The organism is Caballeronia udeis, from assembly GCF_001544555.2.
In the GTDB taxonomy this organism is placed as follows: Bacteria; Pseudomonadota; Gammaproteobacteria; order Burkholderiales; family Burkholderiaceae; genus Caballeronia; species Caballeronia udeis.
Map to the genome: position 1 here is coordinate 41,460 of NZ_FCOK02000033.1, position 18,893 is coordinate 60,352.

Below are 18,893 nucleotides of genomic sequence, written 5' to 3' on the forward strand. Positions count from 1 at the left end.
CATGGAAGAGACAGGAGACAGCATGGAACAGCAACAGACGCATCCGCGGCGTGTGAAGACGCGTCACATCATTCTTGCAGTCATGTGCCTGATGTATTTCATCTCGTACATCGATCGCGTGAACATTGCCGTGGCAGGTCCCATCATCCGGCATGAGATGGGACTGACTTCGGGGCAGCTTGGCCTCGTGTTCTCCGCGTTCGCGTATCCGTATGCCGTCATGCAGATCGTGGGGGGATGGCTTGCGGACAAGTACGGACCCAAGCGCGTGCTGACCGTGCTATCGCTCATCTGGGGCGTTGCAACACTTGCGACCGGTTTCGCCGGCAGCGTGGCGATGCTCGTGGGCTTGCGTTTCATGCTCGGCGTGGGGGAGGGCGGTGCATTCCCGACGGCTACCCGTGCCTTTACCTACTGGATGCCGGTCGCCGAACGCGGTTTTGCGCAGGGCATCACGCATAGCTTCGCGCGGCTCGGCGGCGCCGTGACGCCGCCACTCGTACTCGCGGTGGTCGCGACAGGCGGATGGCGCGATGCGTTCATCCTGCTCGGTGCCGCAAGTCTTGCGTGGACCGTGCTTTATTTGTGCGTGTTCACAAACTCTCCCGAACAGCACCGTCGCATCACGCCGCAAGAAACAGCGGAGATCGGTTATCGCGTGGGCGACTGCGACCGGGCCAAACATTCCGCTACACCGTGGCGAAAACTCATGCACCGGATGTGGCTGGTGACTTTCGTCGATTTTTGCTACGGCTGGCTGCTGTGGGTGTATTTGACGTGGCTGCCGTCCTATCTCAAGGAGTCGCGGGGATTCGACCTCAAGCAACTCGCGCTCTTCACCGCGTTGCCGCTGCTGGCGGGCGTGATAGGCGATACGCTCGGCGGGACCTTGTCCGACCTGATCTTCAAGATGACTGGCCGGCTGCGTTTCGCTCGTTGTTCAATCCTTGTGGTCGGGCTGGGGGGCTCGCTCGCATTCCTGGTGCCTATGGTTAGTACAGCGAATCCGCTGACGGCCGTGCTGTTCCTGTCGGCGTCGTTCTTCTTCCTGGAGATCACCAATCCCGTGCTCTGGACACTGCCGCTCGATATCGCGGGCAAATACGCGGGCACCGCCGGCGGCATGATGAACACCGGCTTCGGCGTGGCAGGCATGGTGTCACCGGTCGTGTTCGGTTACCTGATCGAAACAACCGGCAGCTATAACGTGCCGTTCACCATCTCGGCGTGCCTGCTTGGCGTGGGCATGGTGGCGGCGCTGTTCATCAACCCGCTGAAAACCGTTGATGCCGACGAGGAACGCGACCGCACCGCGGGTACCTCGCTCGACGGCGTGCCGGCGTTCGCGCACGCAGCACCCGGCCTGGCGCTTGAGCGGCATCACTTGCGCCGGCCGTTGCGCTGGCGCAAGTGAAGGGCGGCTCTTGAGTCTGGTCCTTGAGTCTGACCCTGGAGTTCAGCTCTTGAGTTTGCGCAGGCGCCAGATCAGGCTGGACGTGTCGAAGCGTTTACCGCCAAGGGCCTGCACGTCGCCGTAGAACTGGTCGACGAGCGCGGTCACGGGCAGCGAAGCGCCGTTGCGCTTCGCTTCGTCGAGACAGAAGCCCAGGTCCTTGCGCATCCAGTCGACGGCAAAGCCATAGTCGAACTTGCCGTCGATCATGGTCTTGCCGCGATTGTCCATCTGCCAGCTCGCCGCCGCGCCCTTGCCGATCACATCGAGTACGAGCGGCATGTCGAGGCCCGACAACTGGCCGAAATTGATAGCCTCCGACAGGCCCTGAACCAGTCCGGCGATGCAGATCTGGTTGACCATCTTCGCCAGTTGTCCGGCGCCGGCCGGGCCGATCAACGTGACGGCCGTCGCGTAGTGGTCGAGGGTCGCGCGGACTTGATCAAAAACCTCCGAAGCGCCGCCGCACATGATGGTGAGCTTGCCGTTCTGCGCGCCTGCCTGGCCGCCGGACACGGGGGCGTCCACGAAGGCCAGCCCGCGTGCGTCCGCGATCTCCGCCAACTCACGCGCGACGTTGGCGGATGCTGTGGTGTGATCGACGAATGCGGTTCCCTGTGTCATGCCGGCGAAAGCGCCGTCGTCGCCCAGCGTGATGCTGCGCAGGTCGTCGTCGTTGCCCACGCACGCCAGCACCAGGTCTGCTTTCGATGCGGCTTCGCGCGGTGTCCGCGCCGTCTGTCCGCCGTGCTCGGCGACCCATTGTTCCGCCTTGGCGTGCGTCCGGTTGTACACCGTGACGTCGAGGCCGGCTTTGGCGAGGTGGCCGGCCATCGGATAACCCATGATGCCTAGTCCAAGAAACGCGACACGGCGCACAGAGCCGCCGGAAGAGGAGTTTGCAGGTTCGCTCACGTGTGGATCCTTTCAGAGTGGGAGAGAGAAAAACCGATTATCCCAGCGATGCAGGGCGTTTGCTTTACAGCCGCTGCGCCGGACGCGGGTCGATTGTTCCAGGTGTCTCTTATCCTCAGGGGAATTTAGCGCGTCAAATCCGGACGAGCAGGCCCTCGAGCATGAGATGGCGGCAAAGCGTTTCGAAGGCGGGCGACAATGGACAGGTGTCCGGGGCGACGCCGACAGGCTGACCCATCTCGCGGCATGCGAAAGCGAGCAGGGTATGAGCGATCCCGCTTCGTCGATAGGCCGGCTCAACCTCGACATCCAGCAGCGTTGCTGACGTTGTGTTTGCGTGGATATCGTTGTCGAAACGTAATTCACCGACCTGCTGATCGCGATGAAACGCCGTCGCGCGCATGCCTTCATCGTCAAGTCCGATCCGGATCACCCGGTTGCATCGGTCCTTGAATACCAGCACACGCATGTCACTCCCCTTGATGAAGCGGCGTCTCCGTTTTCAGGTACGGGATACGCTAGAAAGTTTTCGCGAGCTCCCGCGCGGCTTCTTGCATCCGCGGGACGAATTCGAGCGCGCGTGACAGCGGCGCCCGTGAGACGGGCGCATGCACGGCTATAGCCGCGATGCATTGATCGTTTGCGTCCATTACCGGTGCAGCCACGCAAACAATGCCGACCACGAACTCCTCATTGTCGATGGCGACGCGCTTGCGCGCGGTCCGGTCCAGTTCTGCTTCGAGCAGTTCAGGGTCGGTGATGGTGTTCGCCGTGAGGCGCTCAAGTTTCAGCGCACGAACGATCGCGCTGCGCTGTTCGCGTGTTTGCATCGCCAGCAGCAGCTTGCCGCTTGCGCTGCAATAGACGGGGACATGGGAGCCGGGTTTCAGATCGAGCCGCAGCGGCCACGGCGCTTCCATCCTGTCGAGATAGAGCACTTGCGCCCCGTGAAGCATGGTCAGGTTGCAGGTCTCGCCGAGATCGGCGACGAGGCGCGCGAGGATTGCATGACGCACGCGGCGTGCACCGGAGTGCATCATTACGCCAAGGCCCAGTTGAGCGAGACGGGGCCCGATGACGTACGCGTTCTTGTGATCGGGTGCGCGGATCACGAGGCCGCCCGCTTCGAGCGAAGCCAGCATCCGGTGCAGCGACGCCTTGGGCAAACCCACGTCGTGCGCAATGTCCGCAAGCGACACGGGTCCCTCTGCGGCGACCAGATGTTCGAGCAGCGCGAACGTGCGCAGCGTCGGCGTGTGCGCTTCCTTCATTTGCGTCATTCTGGAAAACGGGTCGGTCAGATTGTAGGCAAGCCTTCCGCCATCGTCAGTTTGTGCGGTCCCGTGGCTACCTGGGTACGCGGCGCCAATCTCAATTCGGGAACGAGTTTCACCGGCGTCGATCAGGTCCTCGGCAGTAGTCGTTTCGGTGTAGTCGGTCGGCACGGCGAATCCGGATCAAAGAGGTTCTGACACATGGTCTCGTTTTTCATATAAAACGGAACACATAGTTCCGAAAAACGATGTTAATGTAGAAAGATAAAATAAGATCAATCCATCGTCAATCCATATTTTCAATAAACGGTACGATTTGTATCTATTAATGATACGTTTCTGGGCCACGGCCACGGCCGGGGCCAAGGCATCGCCACAGACGGTACGCGGTTAAAATGTCGCCATGCGCCGAGGGCCTTGGCATACGTGAACGCCTCGCAGCCTGCGAATCACACGCCCATCTACTCTTCGTGCAGCCTTTGAACGCCACACATCGATACGGATACCTTTCCCATGAATCAATCCGCGGTCCTCGAACCAGCCGCTACCGAAACGGGCGATCCCTTCCTCCTGACGCCCGGACCGTTGACTACCTCTCGTACCGTCAAGGCATCGATGGTGCACGACTGGGGCTCGCGTGATGCGAGTTTCATCGCAATCAACAAGGCCGTGCTTGCGCGACTCGCGGAGATCGTTCACGGCGGGGGCGCCTATATAACCGTGCCCATGCAAGGTTCCGGCACGTTTGCCGTCGAAGCCATGCTGACCAGTTTCGTGCCGCCTGCGGGCAAGGTCCTCGTGCTCATCAACGGCGCTTATGGTCAGCGCGCGAAACGCATTCTCGACATTGCCCGGCGCAAGACCGTCACGCATGAAACGGCCGAAGACGCGCCGCCGGACCTGAAAAAGGTCGAGGCCATATTGAAGCGCACGCCTTCGATCACGCATATATTCGTCGTCCATTGCGAGACGACCTCGGGCATTCTCAACCCGATTGCCGAGATCGGTGCACTTGCGGCCAAGTACAAAAAGAGCTATCTCATCGACTCGATGAGCGCGTTCGGTGCACTGCCTGTTGATGCACCTGCGATTCACGCCGACGCGGTGGCGGCTTCGTCGAACAAGTGCATAGAAGGCGTACCGGGACTCGGTTTTGTCGTGTGCCGGCGCGACGCGCTTGCAGCGACGAAGGGCAACGCCACCACGCTGGTTCTCGATCTGTACGACCAGTGGGCGAATTTCGAAAAGACCGGGCAGTACCGGTTCACGCCACCTACGCATGTGATCGTCGCGTTTCACCAGGCGCTCGAGGAATTCAATGCGGAGGGCGGTGTCGAGGGGCGAGGGGGACGGTATCGGAACAACTGCCGCGTGCTGGTCGACGGTATGAAGGCGCTCGGTTTTGAGCTCTTGCTGAAGACGGATTTGCAGGCGCCGATCATCGTGACCTTCCGGATGCCTGGCCATCCGGGTTTTGTCTTCGAGCGTTTCTACGATGGCCTCAAAACGCGCGGTTATGTGATCTATCCCGGCAAACTGACGATCGCGGAATCGTTTCGTATCGGCTGCATCGGCCGGCTCCACGAAAAGGAGATGCACGGTTTGATCGCCGCCGTGCGCGATGTGCTCGATGAAATGGAAATAACCAGCCTGAGCGCCACGGCTGCCGCATAGGGACATAGCGGGCGCCATGCTCGGCATGCTGGGTATCCAAGCGCATTTGGTTTCCATCGCGTGCTTACCTGACACCCGTTGCATGCCTGCGTCCGCCGATCCATCGCACCAGTTCGCCGAACATCGCCATGGTGGGCGGCACGGACAGGTCCACCGCGAGGCAATGCCGGTAGTACGGGCTGAGGTCCAGCCCGACACCTAATCCCAGCACCTCCACATCTCGCACGGCCTCGTGCCGCGCGATGACTTCCCGCAGATGATTGTCGAGATAACTCGCGTGGTTGGCGAGGACGGTGGCGCCCTCCATCGGGCTGCCGTCGGAAATCACGATCACGATCCGTCTACGCTCGGCGCGAGCAAGCAGCCGCGTGCAGGCCCAGTCGATCGCCTCGCCATCCACGCCTTCGCGAAACAGGTCCGCCTTGAAGAGCGCGGCGATATCGGCGCGGGCTCGTCGCCAGTTGGTGGACGCATCCTTGAACACCATGTGCGAGAGTTCACAGAGCCGGCCGGGATGAGGCGGACGCCCTCGCGCCAGCCAGTCGAGCCGGGCCTGGCCGCCGTTCCAGGCGCCCGTGGTGAAACCCAGCACCTCGGTAGTCACGCCCGCCTGGTCCAGGGCGCGCACGAGCGTGTCCACCATGACGGCCGCCGCTTCGATGTGCGCGCGCATGGAGCCCGAACAGTCGATCAGGAAACTGACGGCGCAATCGGCCAGCAGCGTGTTCCGTTCCAGCAGGAAGAGACGTCGCTCAGCAGGAGAGCTAACGAGTTGCGCGAGGCGCCTGCCGTCAATGCGGCCATGCTCCTCTCCGAACGACCAGCCGTCGCGCTGCGGGATGGCAAGGGCGATCCGCAGCGCGTGGGCCAGCCGTGGCACGTTGATGCCTTGCGTTGCAATGAGCGCGTCAAGGCGTTCCCGATACTCCGTCAGCAACGCCTTGCGCACTAGCGCACCCGGGTGAATCTCCTGGTCATAGCGCTGGGTGAAAATACGATAATCATCGCTGGACGTCCCCGGCACGCGTCCCACGCCGGCAACGGCAGCTGCCATCGACTCGTCTTCATCCGCGTCGTCGTTCTCGTTGTCGTCGAAATCGAACCATAGCGATAACGCCGTGCGTGTGGCCTCGTCATCCGTTTTATCCACTGAATCGTCCAGCACGTGCTGCTCGCGCGCGTCCCGGATCATTTCGCTCACCAGGCGCGCCAGCTCAAGCGCGTGGACCGCAAACGCACTCTGCTCTCCTCGATGCCGCCGCAGCCCCGCCAGCGACATGCCAAACACCGGCGCGATTGCTGCGCGCGTGTGCTCTATCAAGGCCTCGGTTTCTTCGAGCACAGGCCAGCCCGAGAGTCGCGACCAGGAAATTTGCGCGACGGTATAAAGCAGGTTGCCGATATGGCTTTCCGCCTGTCCGGAGCGATAAAAACCTCGCGACCAGGCTTCGAACTGGTGACGCAGGTTCGACACCAGACCCGGCATGCCGGGCGGCGTCAGGCTTTCGCAGCGCAATTGCTCGAGCAGTTCGAATACGAGGCGCTCGACCGGATCGGCGGGGCATAACCGGCTATACAGGGTCGCATCGGAACGCATGAGACGCAGGGCGGCGCCATCGGCTGCGCCGCGCAGGGAGTCCAACCTGTTCTCCACCGTATCGCGGCGCAGATGCGGCGCGTTGAGCGGCAGCGGGCGCAGGTCTCGGCACAAGCGGCCGTTGCGGTAGTCGAGCGAGGCGTCGCCTGTGAGGGCGCGTACCGTCGATGCACACAGGTTCTCGCGCTGCTCGCGACGTCGAGCCGCCTGCCTGTCAGGCTCCATCAGCGAGACTCCGTTGCGAGGCTCTTGCGCTCGGACGGGTGATCCAGCTCCTTGCCGAAGCAGCGCTGGAAATACTCGGCTACGATCGGCCGCTCCGCCTCGTCGCACTTGTTCAGGAATGTCAGACGAAAGGCGCGCGCCGGATCGTGGAAGATCTGGCAGTTCTCCGCCCAGTCGATCACCGTACGCGGCGACATGAGCGTTGATACATCGCCGGTCGTGAAACCCTTGCGCGTGAGTTCGGCCACGCTCACCATCGATTCAATCAATGCACGGCCGGCGTCGTCGGCAAGCTCCGGCACTCGAGCGAGCACGATCCCCGCTTCTTCCGCACGCGGCAGGTAATTGAGCGTGGCGACCACGTTCCAGCGATCCATCTGCGCGTGGTTCAACATCTGCGTGCCGTGATACAGGCCGTTGATGTTGCCCAGGCCCACGGTGTTGGTGGTGGCGAACAGGCGAAAGTACGGGTGCGGACGGATCACGCGGTTCTGGTCGAGCAGGGTGAACCTGCCGTCGCGTTCCAGAATGCGCTGAATCACGAACATTACGTCGGGGCGGCCGGCGTCGTATTCGTCAAAGATCAGCGCGACCGGGCGCTGCAGCGCCCACGGCACGATGCCTTCCTGGAACTCGGTCACCTGCAAGTCGTCGCGCACCACGATCGCGTCTTTTCCCACCAGGTCGAGGCGGCTGATATGACCGTCCAGATTGATGCGTACGCACGGCCAGTTGAGCCGGGCCGCGACCTGTTCGATATGCGTTGATTTGCCCGTGCCGTGCAGCCCCTGGACCATGACCCGGCGGTTGCGGGCGAAGCCTGCGAGGATCGCGGTCGTCACTTCCGGGTTGAAACGATAAACCTCGTCGATTTCCGGAACGTGGTCGTCAGGTTCGCTGAAGGAGGGCACCATCAGGTCGGAATCGATGCCGAACAAGGTGCGCACCGCGACCATCTTGTCCGGCTTGTTCATTGCGCTCATCCCGTTCGTTGCACCGCCTGTCATACCGGCTGTCATACCGCTGGCTGCACCATCAGTCACTTCCGTCTCCTAGCTCTCGTGTCAAACGCGGCGACGCTTTCTTCCACGCGGCCGGCTTCCTGGCGTCCATGATAGCTTTCTTCTTTTTTAGATACAAATCGTACCGTTTATTGTAAATGTGGATTGACGGCGGGTTGATCTTATTTTATCTTTCCTCATGATTTTCACTTTTCGGAACTCAACGTTCCGTTTTATAGGTAAATCCGGAGACATCACCATGAGCGAGCAAGACCCCGCAGCCAAGAGCGCTTCTTCCACCGCCGCGCGCACCGGCCCCCAGGCCATGACCCCGTCTGAAGCGTTCGTTGAAACGCTGGCCGCCAACGGCGTCACCGAGATGTTCGGCATCATGGGCTCGGCCTTCATGGACGCCATGGACATCTTCGCGCCAGCAGGTATTCGTCTGATTCCCGTGGTCCACGAACAGGGCGCGGGCCATATGGCCGACGGCTATTCGCGTGTTTCCGGGCGCCACGGCGTGGTTATCGGTCAGAACGGGCCGGGGATCAGCAACTGCGTCACCGCTATCGCAGCGGCTTACTGGGCGCACAGCCCGGTGGTGATCGTGACGCCCGAAGCCGGCACCATGGGCATCGGGCTAGGCGGTTTCCAGGAAGCGCGCCAGTTGCCGATGTTCCAGGAGTTCACCAAGTACCAGGGCCACGTCACGCATCCCGCGCGCATGGCTGAATTCACCGGACGCTGTTTCGATCGCGCCAAGGCCGAGATGGGGCCGACCCAGCTCAATATCCCGCGCGATTACTTCTATGGCCAGATCAAGGCCGAGATCCCGAAACCCCAGAACCTGGATCGCGGCCCCGGCGGCGAACAGAGCCTGAACGAAGCGGCGGAATTGATCGCACAGGCCAAGTTCCCGGTGATCATCTCGGGTGGTGGCGTGGTGATGGGCGATGCCATCGAGCAGTGCCAGGCGCTGGCCGAGCGTCTAGGCGCACCGGTGGTCAACAGCTACCTGCACAACGATTCGTTTCCGGCGAAGCATCCGCTGTGGTGCGGCCCGCTGGGCTACCAGGGCTCCAAGGCAGCCATGAAGCTGCTGGCGCAAGCCGATGTGGTGATCGCGCTTGGTTCGCGCCTCGGACCTTTCGGTACGCTGCCGCAGCACGGCATGGACTACTGGCCCAAGGACGCGAAGATCATCCAGATCGATGCCGATCACAAGATGCTCGGACTGGTGAAGACGATCTCGGTGGGCATTTGCGGCGATGCGAAGGCGGCAGCCATTGCACTGAGCCAGCGGCTCGAGGGCCGCACGCTTGCGAGCGACGCCACGCGTGAAGAACGCGCCGGCCAGATTGCCGCAGAGAAGGCGGCATGGGAGAAAGAACTCGACGAGTGGACCCACGAGCGCGATGCCTACAGCCTGGACATGATCGAGGAGCAGAAGCACGAGCGGCCGCTGGGCGGTGGGCAGTATCTGCACCCGCGTCAGGTGCTGCGCGAGTTGGAGAAGGCGATGCCTGACGACGTCATGGTGTCCACCGACATCGGCAATATCAACTCGGTGGCCAACAGCTACCTGCGTTTTAACAAGCCGCGCAGCTTCTTTGCCGCGATGAGCTGGGGCAATTGCGGGTATGCGTTTCCGACCATCATCGGGGCGAAGGTGGCAGCGCCGCATCGGCCGGCGGTGTCCTATGCGGGCGACGGCGCCTGGGGCATGAGCCTGATGGAGACCATGACCTGCGTGCGCCACAACATCCCGGTGACAGCGGTCGTGTTTCATAACCGGCAGTGGGGCGCGGAGAAGAAGAACCAGGTCGACTTCTATAACAGGCGCTTCGTGGCGGGTGAGCTGGATAACCAGAGCTTCGCGGAGATTGCCAAGGCAATGGGTGCTGAGGGGATCGTGGTGAACCGGCTTGAAGACGTGGGCCCTGCGCTCAAGCGTGCAATCGACCTGCAGATGAATCACGGCAAGACGACCATCATCGAGATCATGTGTACGCGCGAGCTGGGAGATCCGTTCCGCCGGGACGCACTGGCCAAACCCATACGCCTGCTCGACAAGTACAAGGACTACGTGTGAACGTTCCATCTTCCGGGGGCTGAGGCTCTCGTGGAGCCCGACGTGCTGGAAACGGATTGCCGCCGTTTCCAGCACCGGTCTTTCCCGTCTTTGGAAACCGTGACCGAGTGACCCATGAAGCCGATTAACCGCATCATCGAGCGCGCCCGCGTTCATCCCATGCGCATCGTACTGAGCGAGGGAGAGGACCCGCGGATTCTCCAGGCGGCGCAACGCGTGACCGTCGAACGCATTGCCCGCGTCATTCTGGTGGGGGATGCTCCCCGCATTATTCAAGTTGCGGCCAGTGAGGGTATCGATCTGGCTGGCATCGAACTGGTGGATCCGTCCAATTCGCCGCTCGGGCCATCTTTGTACCGGTCTCTCTTCGAATTGCGATCGGCCAAGGGCATGACGCTGGATGAAGCTAAGCGGGAGGTGCTCAACCCGCTCTGCTTTGCCAACCTGATGGTCCGGTTCGGTCATGCCGATGGTTCGGTATCCGGAGCAATTAACACTACGGCCGACGTGGTCCGAACCGCGATCCAGGTCATAGGCATCGACCCGGCGTTCAAGCTGGTTTCAAGCTTCTTCTTGATGATGCTGTGCGAGCCTTTCCACACGCTGAAGGGCGGCCTTATTTTCTCCGATTGCGCTCTGGTGGTGAACCCCGACGCGGGTGAACTTGCCGAGATCGCGATGGCTGCAGCGGACAGCGCGCACAACCTTCTGATGGATGAACCGCGCGTGGCCATGCTGTCATTCTCGACGAGCGGCAGCGCCCGGCATGCGGCGGTCGACAAGGTGGTGGAGGCAACGTGCCTCGTCAGGCAGCAGCGTCCGAACCTGGCGATAGATGGCGATGTGCAGCTTGACGCGGCGCTCGTTGCCGAAATCGCCGAACGCAAGATCGATCACTCGAATGTCCACGGCCGGGCCAACGTGCTGGTCTTTCCGAGTCTGGAGGCCGGTAATATCAGCTACAAACTCGCGGAAAGAGTAGGTGGCGCGAAGGCGATCGGTCCGTTATTGCAGGGCCTTCGAAAGCCCGCCAACGACCTTTCACGCGGCTGCAGCGCCGAGGACATCTATTACGTCATTGGCGTGACCGTGGTGCAGGCGCAAGCGGCATTGGCTACCGAACAAGCATCCATGGATCACACTGTTCATTGAATCTTTGCGGCTGCCTGGAAAATCCGTTCCCGCACAATGCCTATCGCCTGCTTGAGGGCATAAACGTCCTGAAAATAACGCTGAGGCACTCTTATCTGGCTGGCGTTCGCATCAATGTTCTCGATCTCTTCGCGCCATTGTGCAATCTGGTCAGGGGTTGGCTGCGGGGTTCTCCATATTTCATCTTCCAGCGACTTGATTTCCCGATACCAGACCACGAGCCGGTTTTTGATCCGCGCAGCCGCCATGCGCGGTAATGCTTGCAACAAGCCGATCAGCAGGGCCATGAAGGGCACAAGGATCAGCAGGCGCCTTTCGATAAAGCTGGCCAGCCAGAACGGAAGGTACCGCTGCAGGAAAGGGCGGCCGGATTTGAAGTAGCGCACGCTTTCGTCCGAGATGGGAAATTCATCGGTGTTCAGGTTGGGAAACGCACCGAGCGGCGTGAAGTAATCTTCGCCGCCGTGCACGGTCCTGGCCGCTTCCAGCAACAGGTAAGCGAGAGCCGGGTGCAGGGTGTCCTTGGACACAAGGAGAGCCGTGGCTGCCAGCAGGGTGACATCGGCCCGCGGGAGATCGTTGACGATGCTGGTCGACGCACGCGGAAAAGTGATCTTGGAGAGCGACGGGAATTTTTGCACCAGCGCGTCGGCCTGGGCAAAACTCATCAGCTTCAGGTCGCTGTTAAGCAATGTTTGCTGCATGGACGCGTCTGGCCTGCCGATAAAGAAAGCGGCATCGAGCGTGCCATTTTCGAGGTCTTGATAGGCCTTGGCCGCGTCCATTTCCAGGAGCGTGGTGTTGTCGCCGGTGACGCCGCTATAAGAAAGCAGTACCTGGGCGACGTTGAGCAGGCCGCTGCCGGGAACACCGGTGGCAATCCGCTTGCCGCGTAGCTGCGCCAGCCGATTGACAATCGTATCGGCACGATAAAACACCCAGATCGGTTCATATGAAACAGCCGCAATGGTCTGCAGGTGGTCTGTCTCTTTCGGACTGGTGGTGCCTGACTGGATGAAGCCCACTTCGTATTCGCTGTCAGGATCCTTCAACCGCTGATAATTTTCGATCGATCCGGTGGAACTGCGGATATCAAGCGTAATGCCGTCGCGCTTAAGGAGTGGAGCATACCGATCCGCAAAGCCGCGATAAATACCGTTGTCAGCCCCGGTTGTAATGACAATGGTGCGCTGGATGGCGGGCTTCAGAACAGTCGCCAGCGCCCAGCCAAGTGCGGCGATCAGCAGTACGGCGCCGATGATGAGAAGCCGCCTGCGCCCCGGCGTCATGGGGGGTTTCTGGCTACGATGAAGCGCTGGGTTGTGCCTGGGCATTGCGTGGCCTTTTCGTCAGGTCTAGCGCGTGTGGGCAGGGCCAGGAGTACGCGGTCATGTGGCTGCGTTGCTGGCAGGCGGCGCTGACACTGCGAGTCCAATCACACTCGGAGCATCTGGCTTCTGCCTCGCCAGCGGCGGCAAAGAGCGGATAATGCAGCCCCTTGAGCGCCTTGTCCAGATTTCGCATTCAAGCCAGCTATTTGTCGAGCAATTCTTTCGTTTTCACAACCGGCTCAGAACCGGCCCACAACCGGCAATAACGGGTCGCGTGTTGACGAAGCGGAGCTCTCCATCGTTCAATATTTTCCCGTTACTTATATACGGCATCCTTATCATATTATATTTATCAAACGGATCAATATCTCCATGCATATCACGCGCGGCTGTGTTCACCCGGGGCTTCAGCGGGCGCAAGCGTCAACGCCTGATTGAGCACGCGGTCAAACTCTTCCTGGCTTTTCGCATCAACGTCGATTTCGCGAATCCGCAGGCTGATCCTGCGATCCGCCCGGCCGTTTAACCATGCGTGTGCAGCCGCACCCAGCGCAGGCCCTGCAAGCTGACCGAGGCTAACGACGAATTCGCCGCTGAAGCCGCCTTGTAGACCCGCGGTGTCCAGAGCGAAACCTGCTGGATTAATCCGGCTGCCATCAGCCCGAGCCTCGACATAGAACCGCGTGATTGCCTGCTGGCGCTTGCGACTAAAAAGAGGACCGTCGTTATTCGATGGCAGCAGGGTCAGGTGAAGATCGTGGTCGGTGCACATCGTGTCTCCTTTCGCCGGCTTCGTGTCTTTCTCAGCGTCAAGCTGGCACACCGCTAGTCGGCTAACATCGTTGCATCTGTCCTCTGCAGGTTTCAGCGCCGGTGCCGGCAAAGGAACTCAAGGGCGTGCTTTTCCCAATGCTTGCAACCGCATCCCCCGTGCCGTCACGCTCTTCAGTTGCAGCCTTGATTGTTGGCGGTCTTCATGCACGTCTTGCCAGTCGGGCTTTTGTATACACCTTTTCCATTCTTGGTTTTCGCCTCGCCGCCCTTGCTCGTCTGAGTCGTCGCCACTCCGTTCTGGTTCCTCTCGGACTTCCACGCGGTGCCTGTGTTCGGGTTATATCCGCCAGCCTGTTGGCCGTTATTGCAAATGGTACGGCCAGTCGCGGTGGTTGTGCACTCCGCGAATGCGTGGGTGGAAAACACGACGCATGCCAACAGCGCAAGAATTCTCATGGTGACCTCCGGATGTCACGGGTGCTAAGCGGTTGCAATGGCGCACCCGTCATTCAATAGTAGGTCACGCTTGCAGCTTCCTGCATGTCCTTTACATCTAATCGCGCTAAAGGGATGAGTTATCTTTTTAGTTCGAAGACCTATGGGTGCTTTAGCGTTACTTGTGTGACCTCTGGGACGAACCCCGGGTCATAATGACATTCCGTGCGTTGCTCAGCTTGCGATCAACAAGGAACGACGGTCATGACAATGCCGAGAGCATCGATCACTTCGAATTGCGCGGACCGATCTGGCTGCATGCCGGAGGTCCGTTCGCGGACGCTGACTGTCCGGTCCTTTCGGCATGCGGGTATGAGTACTGTTGTCATCTGGTCCGCATTGGCGGCAGCCCAGGAAATGGAGCCGCGCACCTATTCAGCTGTCCCGATCGGCACAAATTTCATCGTCGTGGACTATGCAAGATCAAGCGGTGACATCCTGTTCGATCCATCGTTGCCAGTAACAAATCTGCAGGCCAAAATAAACACATATTCGCTTGGGGTTTCTCATAGCTTCGGCGTTTTTGGCCATGTCGCAAGCGTCGCTTTCTCGATGCCATACGCCAATGCGAATTTGACGGGAAATGTCGAGGGCGCGCCGGGGCAGGCGTACCGATCGGGATTGGGCGACGTGCGGTTCAGATTCGCCGTTAATCTTCTCGGTGGTCCTGCGCTCACGCCGGCAGAGTTCGCTCAACGCAGCCCCGGGACTATCCTCGGTGCCAGCGTGAGCGTCATCGCGCCCACAGGCCAGTACGTGCCGTCCCGACTGATCAACGTGGGCTCGAACCGATGGGCGTTCAAACCCGAAGTCGGGCTGTCGCAGCCGCTAGGCAACTGGTTCGTGGAGGGGGCTGCGGGGGTCTGGCTATTCACTGACAATCCTGATTTCTTCGGTGGCCGGCGGCGCAGCCAGGATCCGCTGCCGGTGTTCCAGTGGCATGGCGGCTACACATGGCGACCTGGGCTATGGATCTCCGCAGACATGACGTTTTACACAGGCGGCCAGACAAGCGTCAACGGTGTTCAGGACAACGACCTGCAACGCAATGTCCGCTATGGCGTCACGCTTTCATTTCCGCTCTCGGCTCAATGGTCCGGGAAGCTTGCGTGGTCGCGCGGGCTGACGACGAGTTCCGGCGGAAATTTCCAGACCGTCTCGGTCGCACTTCAATATCGCTGGTTCAATCGCTAACCGTTTGCTGACTCATACACCCAACACGCGCCATTCGCCTCGGTTGGAAGATTGTTCACCATGCCTTTGTCGCGAAGCGCATGCCTGTTATTCATTGAGCCGGGCCAGCGTGTCACGCATTGGCGCGACTGACACCCTCACAGTGCCGCTAAGCGGAGTGCTCATTTCCTGAATCAGGAAGATCGCTCCGGACGTGGATAGTGCGCACAAGACCATGGCCGCTACGACGGTCCCGTTGCGAAGAGTGAACAGGCCAAACGTTCCGAAGATAATAGATAACCACGCCACGAGAATGATCAGCAGCGGTGCAGGGATCGTGCCTTTCGCCTGCAACAGCGCGAGCCAGCGCGCCGCGTACGCCTGATCGACGAGTTGGATGGCGCGCGTCTTGAGTCCACGCTGCGTGTCGTTGGATGGAGAAAGTTCTTCCACTTTGCGTTCGAAGTCTTCGGACCTGTTAATTGTGTCGAGGTTGTTGAGTTTTGCCAGTTGAGCAGCATCGCCTGACGCGAGTACCTGGACCGCGCCGGCGTAGTTCTGCTTGAGCGTCAAACGAATCTCCCGGGTTTCCGGTCCGTATCTCGCCAATACGCGATCGAGCTGGACGACGGTGGCAGCGTTTTGCATAACTTCGCCGGTGGCCGTGTCGAATGAGCTTTTTGCCGATGAAATCAAGAGGCCCAGCACCAGCGCGGCCATGGTCGCGATCAGGCCCGTTGCAAGCTTGACGACACCGATCGATTCATCGCTAAGGTGGTTTGCAGGCAGCAACTCGCGCAAATACAGGCCAAGCAGCCCGCTGCCAAATACACATGCAAACACGATCGAAGCGATAAGGAGGTGGCTCACTCTGCGTCCTCCATCATGCGTGTTGCGCCTGTGGGTATCCGACGCGGCCACCGTAGTCGGGCATACCATGTCCTTTGAGTCGTCGACATGGCCTGGGTATTCGACGGCTTATCGACGAAAGCCGCCGCCGCGGTTGCCGCCGCCAAATCCGCCGCCGTTCCCGGCTTGTGAGAACCGTTGACTCTGGGCCGCGCCGCGTTGCCGGTTCTGCATATCCTGATTCAACTGTCCATAGGCGCCCCCTCCGGAGTTGCCCGGTCGAGCTTGCCCGCCAGCCATTCCCTGCTGGGCGGCTGGCGACTGCGTGGGACGTTGCTGCTGATACTGTTGTCCATTTGCACGGGCTGGCGCATTTCCCGCTGGAGCAGCTGCGGGTCGCTGCTGGTAGGTGGTCGGCGTTGCCCTTGCGCCGGTACCGGTACCGGTGCCGGTGGCAGTGCGTTGTGGTTGAGCCGACTGGGTTCTTTGCTGGGTGGCGGACGACGCGGGCGCCGTTGGCTTGTTGACCGTAGACCACGAACCGTTATCGTATTTCTGCCAGCTGCCATTGGTGTTTTTGTACACGTTGCCGTCTTTGCTGGCGTACATGTTGCCATTGGCTGCCTTGCCCGCACTGGCAGTGCCGTTGACGCCCTGGCCAGCGACAGCCTTGCCGCCGGCGGAATTCTGGAAGCTGCCGGCTGTTCCGTTGGCGGTCGTAGTGTGTTGCGTCGCCGCCCACTGGTTGCCCTTCGTGACGACCGAGCTTCCCCATTGGCCATAGGCGTTGGAGCCCTGTTGAGTGGCGCCATACGCGCCCGTCCTGGGGTTGTATGCCTGGCCCACGGACGCACTGCCGCCAGGCCCCGAGACGGTCGCTCCCCGCGCGTAGGTGCCGGTATAAGGATTATAGGAAGTGCCCCATTGAGCGCTCCCCGCGGGACCATAAGCGCCGCCTCGCATACCGCTTGCGCCGGTATAGGGGTTGTAGGTGTTATAGCCATAAGGGGCGGGGCGCGGATAGTAGACAGGATAGGGTCCACGACCGACGGCGACGTACGGAGGATAGTAATAGCCATTGCCATGCGCGACGATCGCACCAAGCGCGGCGCCAGCGATAAACACACCCAGATAGCCTGCTGTATAGCTTGCCTGGACGGTGCCCGTGGGCGTGACCTGTTGCGTCACATAGACAACGTTGTAGACGGGCGAGCTGGGCGGAATCGTGTAGATCACCTGAGGCACGACGACGGTCGTTTGCCACGGACCGCCCGGCGAAGCGGAATCGAACCATACACCTTGCGAGCAGAGGTAATAACGCTGCTGGACCTTGATCACCTTCGCAGGCGTATTGGATGCGTAGGACATCGAAGTTCCCGGGATCGGCTCGAAAGCCGGCTCGCCGTTGTACGCAACCTTGACGGCCGCCGCCGCTGCGCTGGGGTTTATCTCTACGGTGGTGGGAATCTGCGCAAGCAAAACCGCGTCGCGGGCTTCCGGTGTTCCCGGCACTGAACTCAACACTCTTCCCGCTGCGCTAGCGGACGGGATGCTGGCGAAATCCGCCGGTAACTGGTCCGTCGCGAAAGTCCACGGGCCGGTTGGCCCAGGTGCTGAAAACCAGCGGCCTGCACTCAGGTAGTAATACGCACCGGTCGGCGAGTAGACGAACAAGTCGCTGTCGGTGTTCGTCGCGAATTTAAGCTTTGTGCCGGGAATCGCTGTAAAGACAGGCTTGCCGGAAAAGACGATAAGCTCAGCGGGCACCTGGCTGTAGTACACAGCCGGTGCCCTGCCGGCGTGAGCGGAAGTCGCTCCCAGGTATTGCTTAAGCGATGCCCACTGTGGATCTTCCGAAATTTTTATCATTTTCGCCGGGAGGCTCGCGGCTTCTTTCCATCCGCTTTTCAGATCGTTTGACATGACCCACCGTTGCCCGGTGAAAAGATAATACTGGTGCGTGGCGCTATCGAGAAAGAGAGGCCAGTTGGCGTTGATCACCGTTTGCATATCAACATTTTCAACCGGTGCAAGTACGGGGTCACCATCAACGAATAAGAGGATGGCAGGTCCGAAACTGGCAAAAATGGCGGGCGGGTCGTTCTTGATGGCGATGGCCGGTACATCGGATTTTTGGTCGACGCTTGCGACCAGACGGTCCACCGATATGGTCAGGGTCGCTTCGGGCTTGAGAAACGTACGTACCAGCTGATCGAGCTTTTTGGCGGTAGCCGGGTCCGCCCCGGGGAACGAGGTGCCTGTGATGGTGGGATGACTTAGAAGAACGGTCCTGCTGTCCATGTCTGTATCGGTGTCCATCTGCAACGTCACCACGCCGACTTGCGGTTGCCCGCCTCTTGGTGTCAACGAAATAGCCATCCGCCCGCTCACTTGCCTGAATTGCTTCCAGTCGTCGATCTGCGGTTGATAGAGGACGAGGCGATTACCGTCTTGATCGCGCTCGCGGGGCCAGCCGGGGTCACTTGCCATTGCGCGGTGCGGGAAGCCCGACGCTACCAGAGCGAACGTCAGTGCCAGAGCGGTGCCCTTCACTGAACAGCGTTTTATGGACAATGCCATGTTGAACGCCTCCCGGCGTCAAGCAGATTCGAATAACGATGCGCATGAGAAATCGCGGATCGAACCGCCAATTTGTTTCAAGCGATGCAACTATCATGAATTCGTTGCCGGCTTGCATGAAGGGTTAACGCGCGCTCGATCAATTGATACCGGGGCGATGTTTAAAAATAGGTCGGAGTCCAGGTTCGGGCAATTGGACCTTGGTCCTATACCGGAGACATTAGCTATGTATTTAATTTGTCTGTCGAGTTGAGTAATCCCGGCAGTTGGGAATATTCGATGGAATCGCTTTACGGAAACAAATACAG

At 60.3% G+C, this 18,893-nt stretch carries 14 protein-coding genes; 5 read left to right on the forward strand and 9 right to left on the reverse strand.

Annotated features, from left to right (window positions below):
- Positions 1 to 22 precede the first annotated feature (22 nt).
- Positions 23 to 1,414 (forward strand): MFS transporter, encoded by a 1,392-nt coding sequence (locus AWB69_RS22575; protein ID WP_062088908.1) that lies wholly within the window; start codon positions 23 to 25, stop codon positions 1,412 to 1,414.
- 42 nt (positions 1,415 to 1,456) lie between these two features.
- On the opposite strand, the gene AWB69_RS22580 is transcribed toward AWB69_RS22575, so the two are convergent.
- From AWB69_RS22580 to AWB69_RS22590, 3 genes are all read right to left on the reverse strand, one after another.
- Positions 1,457 to 2,368, reverse strand: coding sequence for an NAD(P)-dependent oxidoreductase (locus AWB69_RS22580; protein ID WP_062088910.1), 912 nt, complete (start codon positions 2,366 to 2,368; stop codon positions 1,457 to 1,459).
- A 133-nt stretch (positions 2,369 to 2,501) separates the two neighbouring features.
- Entirely contained in the window at positions 2,502 to 2,837 is a 336-nt protein-coding gene (locus tag AWB69_RS22585; protein ID WP_062088912.1) for a GNAT family N-acetyltransferase, read from the reverse strand.
- Positions 2,838 to 2,886: 49 nt separating this feature from the next.
- Positions 2,887 to 3,639, reverse strand: a complete 753-nt coding sequence (locus tag AWB69_RS22590; RefSeq protein WP_062088998.1) for an IclR family transcriptional regulator — start codon at positions 3,637 to 3,639, stop codon at positions 2,887 to 2,889.
- 516 nt (positions 3,640 to 4,155) lie between these two features.
- Here AWB69_RS22590 and AWB69_RS22595 point away from each other — a divergent pair.
- A complete protein-coding gene (locus AWB69_RS22595) occupies positions 4,156 to 5,316 on the forward strand; it encodes a 2-aminoethylphosphonate--pyruvate transaminase (RefSeq protein WP_062088914.1) in 1,161 nt (386 codons plus the stop codon).
- Positions 5,317 to 5,380: 64 nt separating this feature from the next.
- Here AWB69_RS22595 and AWB69_RS22600 read toward each other — a convergent pair whose 3' ends face one another.
- Positions 5,381 to 7,138: a cobaltochelatase CobT-related protein gene (locus AWB69_RS22600; protein ID WP_062088916.1), complete on the reverse strand. Its 1,758-nt coding sequence runs from the start codon at positions 7,136 to 7,138 to the stop codon at positions 5,381 to 5,383.
- Positions 7,138 to 8,121, reverse strand: coding sequence for an AAA family ATPase (locus AWB69_RS22605; protein WP_062089000.1), 984 nt, complete (start codon positions 8,119 to 8,121; stop codon positions 7,138 to 7,140). The genes AWB69_RS22600 and AWB69_RS22605 overlap by 1 nt, the downstream gene beginning before the upstream one ends.
- A gap of 277 nt (positions 8,122 to 8,398) precedes the next feature.
- On the opposite strand from AWB69_RS22605, the gene xsc reads away from it, so the two are divergent.
- A complete protein-coding gene (gene xsc / locus AWB69_RS22610; RefSeq protein WP_062088918.1) occupies positions 8,399 to 10,231 on the forward strand; it encodes a sulfoacetaldehyde acetyltransferase in 1,833 nt (610 codons plus the stop codon).
- Between the two features lie 114 nt (positions 10,232 to 10,345).
- Entirely contained in the window at positions 10,346 to 11,383 is a 1,038-nt protein-coding gene (gene pta / locus AWB69_RS22615; protein WP_062088920.1) for a phosphate acetyltransferase, read from the forward strand.
- On the opposite strand, the gene AWB69_RS22620 is transcribed toward pta, so the two are convergent.
- Positions 11,377 to 12,717 (reverse strand): TAXI family TRAP transporter solute-binding subunit, encoded by a 1,341-nt coding sequence (locus AWB69_RS22620; protein WP_075643968.1) that lies wholly within the window; start codon positions 12,715 to 12,717, stop codon positions 11,377 to 11,379. The genes pta and AWB69_RS22620 overlap by 7 nt on opposite strands.
- 376 nt (positions 12,718 to 13,093) lie before the next feature.
- On the reverse strand, positions 13,094 to 13,486 hold the full coding sequence (locus AWB69_RS22625; protein ID WP_062088923.1) for a hypothetical protein: 393 nt from the start codon (positions 13,484 to 13,486) through the stop codon (positions 13,094 to 13,096).
- An 809-nt stretch (positions 13,487 to 14,295) separates the two neighbouring features.
- Between AWB69_RS22625 and AWB69_RS22635 the strand changes: the two genes are divergently transcribed.
- On the forward strand, positions 14,296 to 15,177 hold the full coding sequence (locus tag AWB69_RS22635; RefSeq protein ID WP_062088927.1) for a transporter: 882 nt from the start codon (positions 14,296 to 14,298) through the stop codon (positions 15,175 to 15,177).
- A gap of 87 nt (positions 15,178 to 15,264) precedes the next feature.
- On the opposite strand, the gene AWB69_RS22640 is transcribed toward AWB69_RS22635, so the two are convergent.
- Positions 15,265 to 16,026: a bestrophin-like domain gene (locus tag AWB69_RS22640; RefSeq protein WP_062088929.1), complete on the reverse strand. Its 762-nt coding sequence runs from the start codon at positions 16,024 to 16,026 to the stop codon at positions 15,265 to 15,267.
- 108 nt (positions 16,027 to 16,134) lie between these two features.
- Positions 16,135 to 18,585, reverse strand: a complete 2,451-nt coding sequence (locus AWB69_RS22645; protein WP_062088931.1) for a hypothetical protein — start codon at positions 18,583 to 18,585, stop codon at positions 16,135 to 16,137.
- Positions 18,586 to 18,893 lie beyond the last annotated feature (308 nt).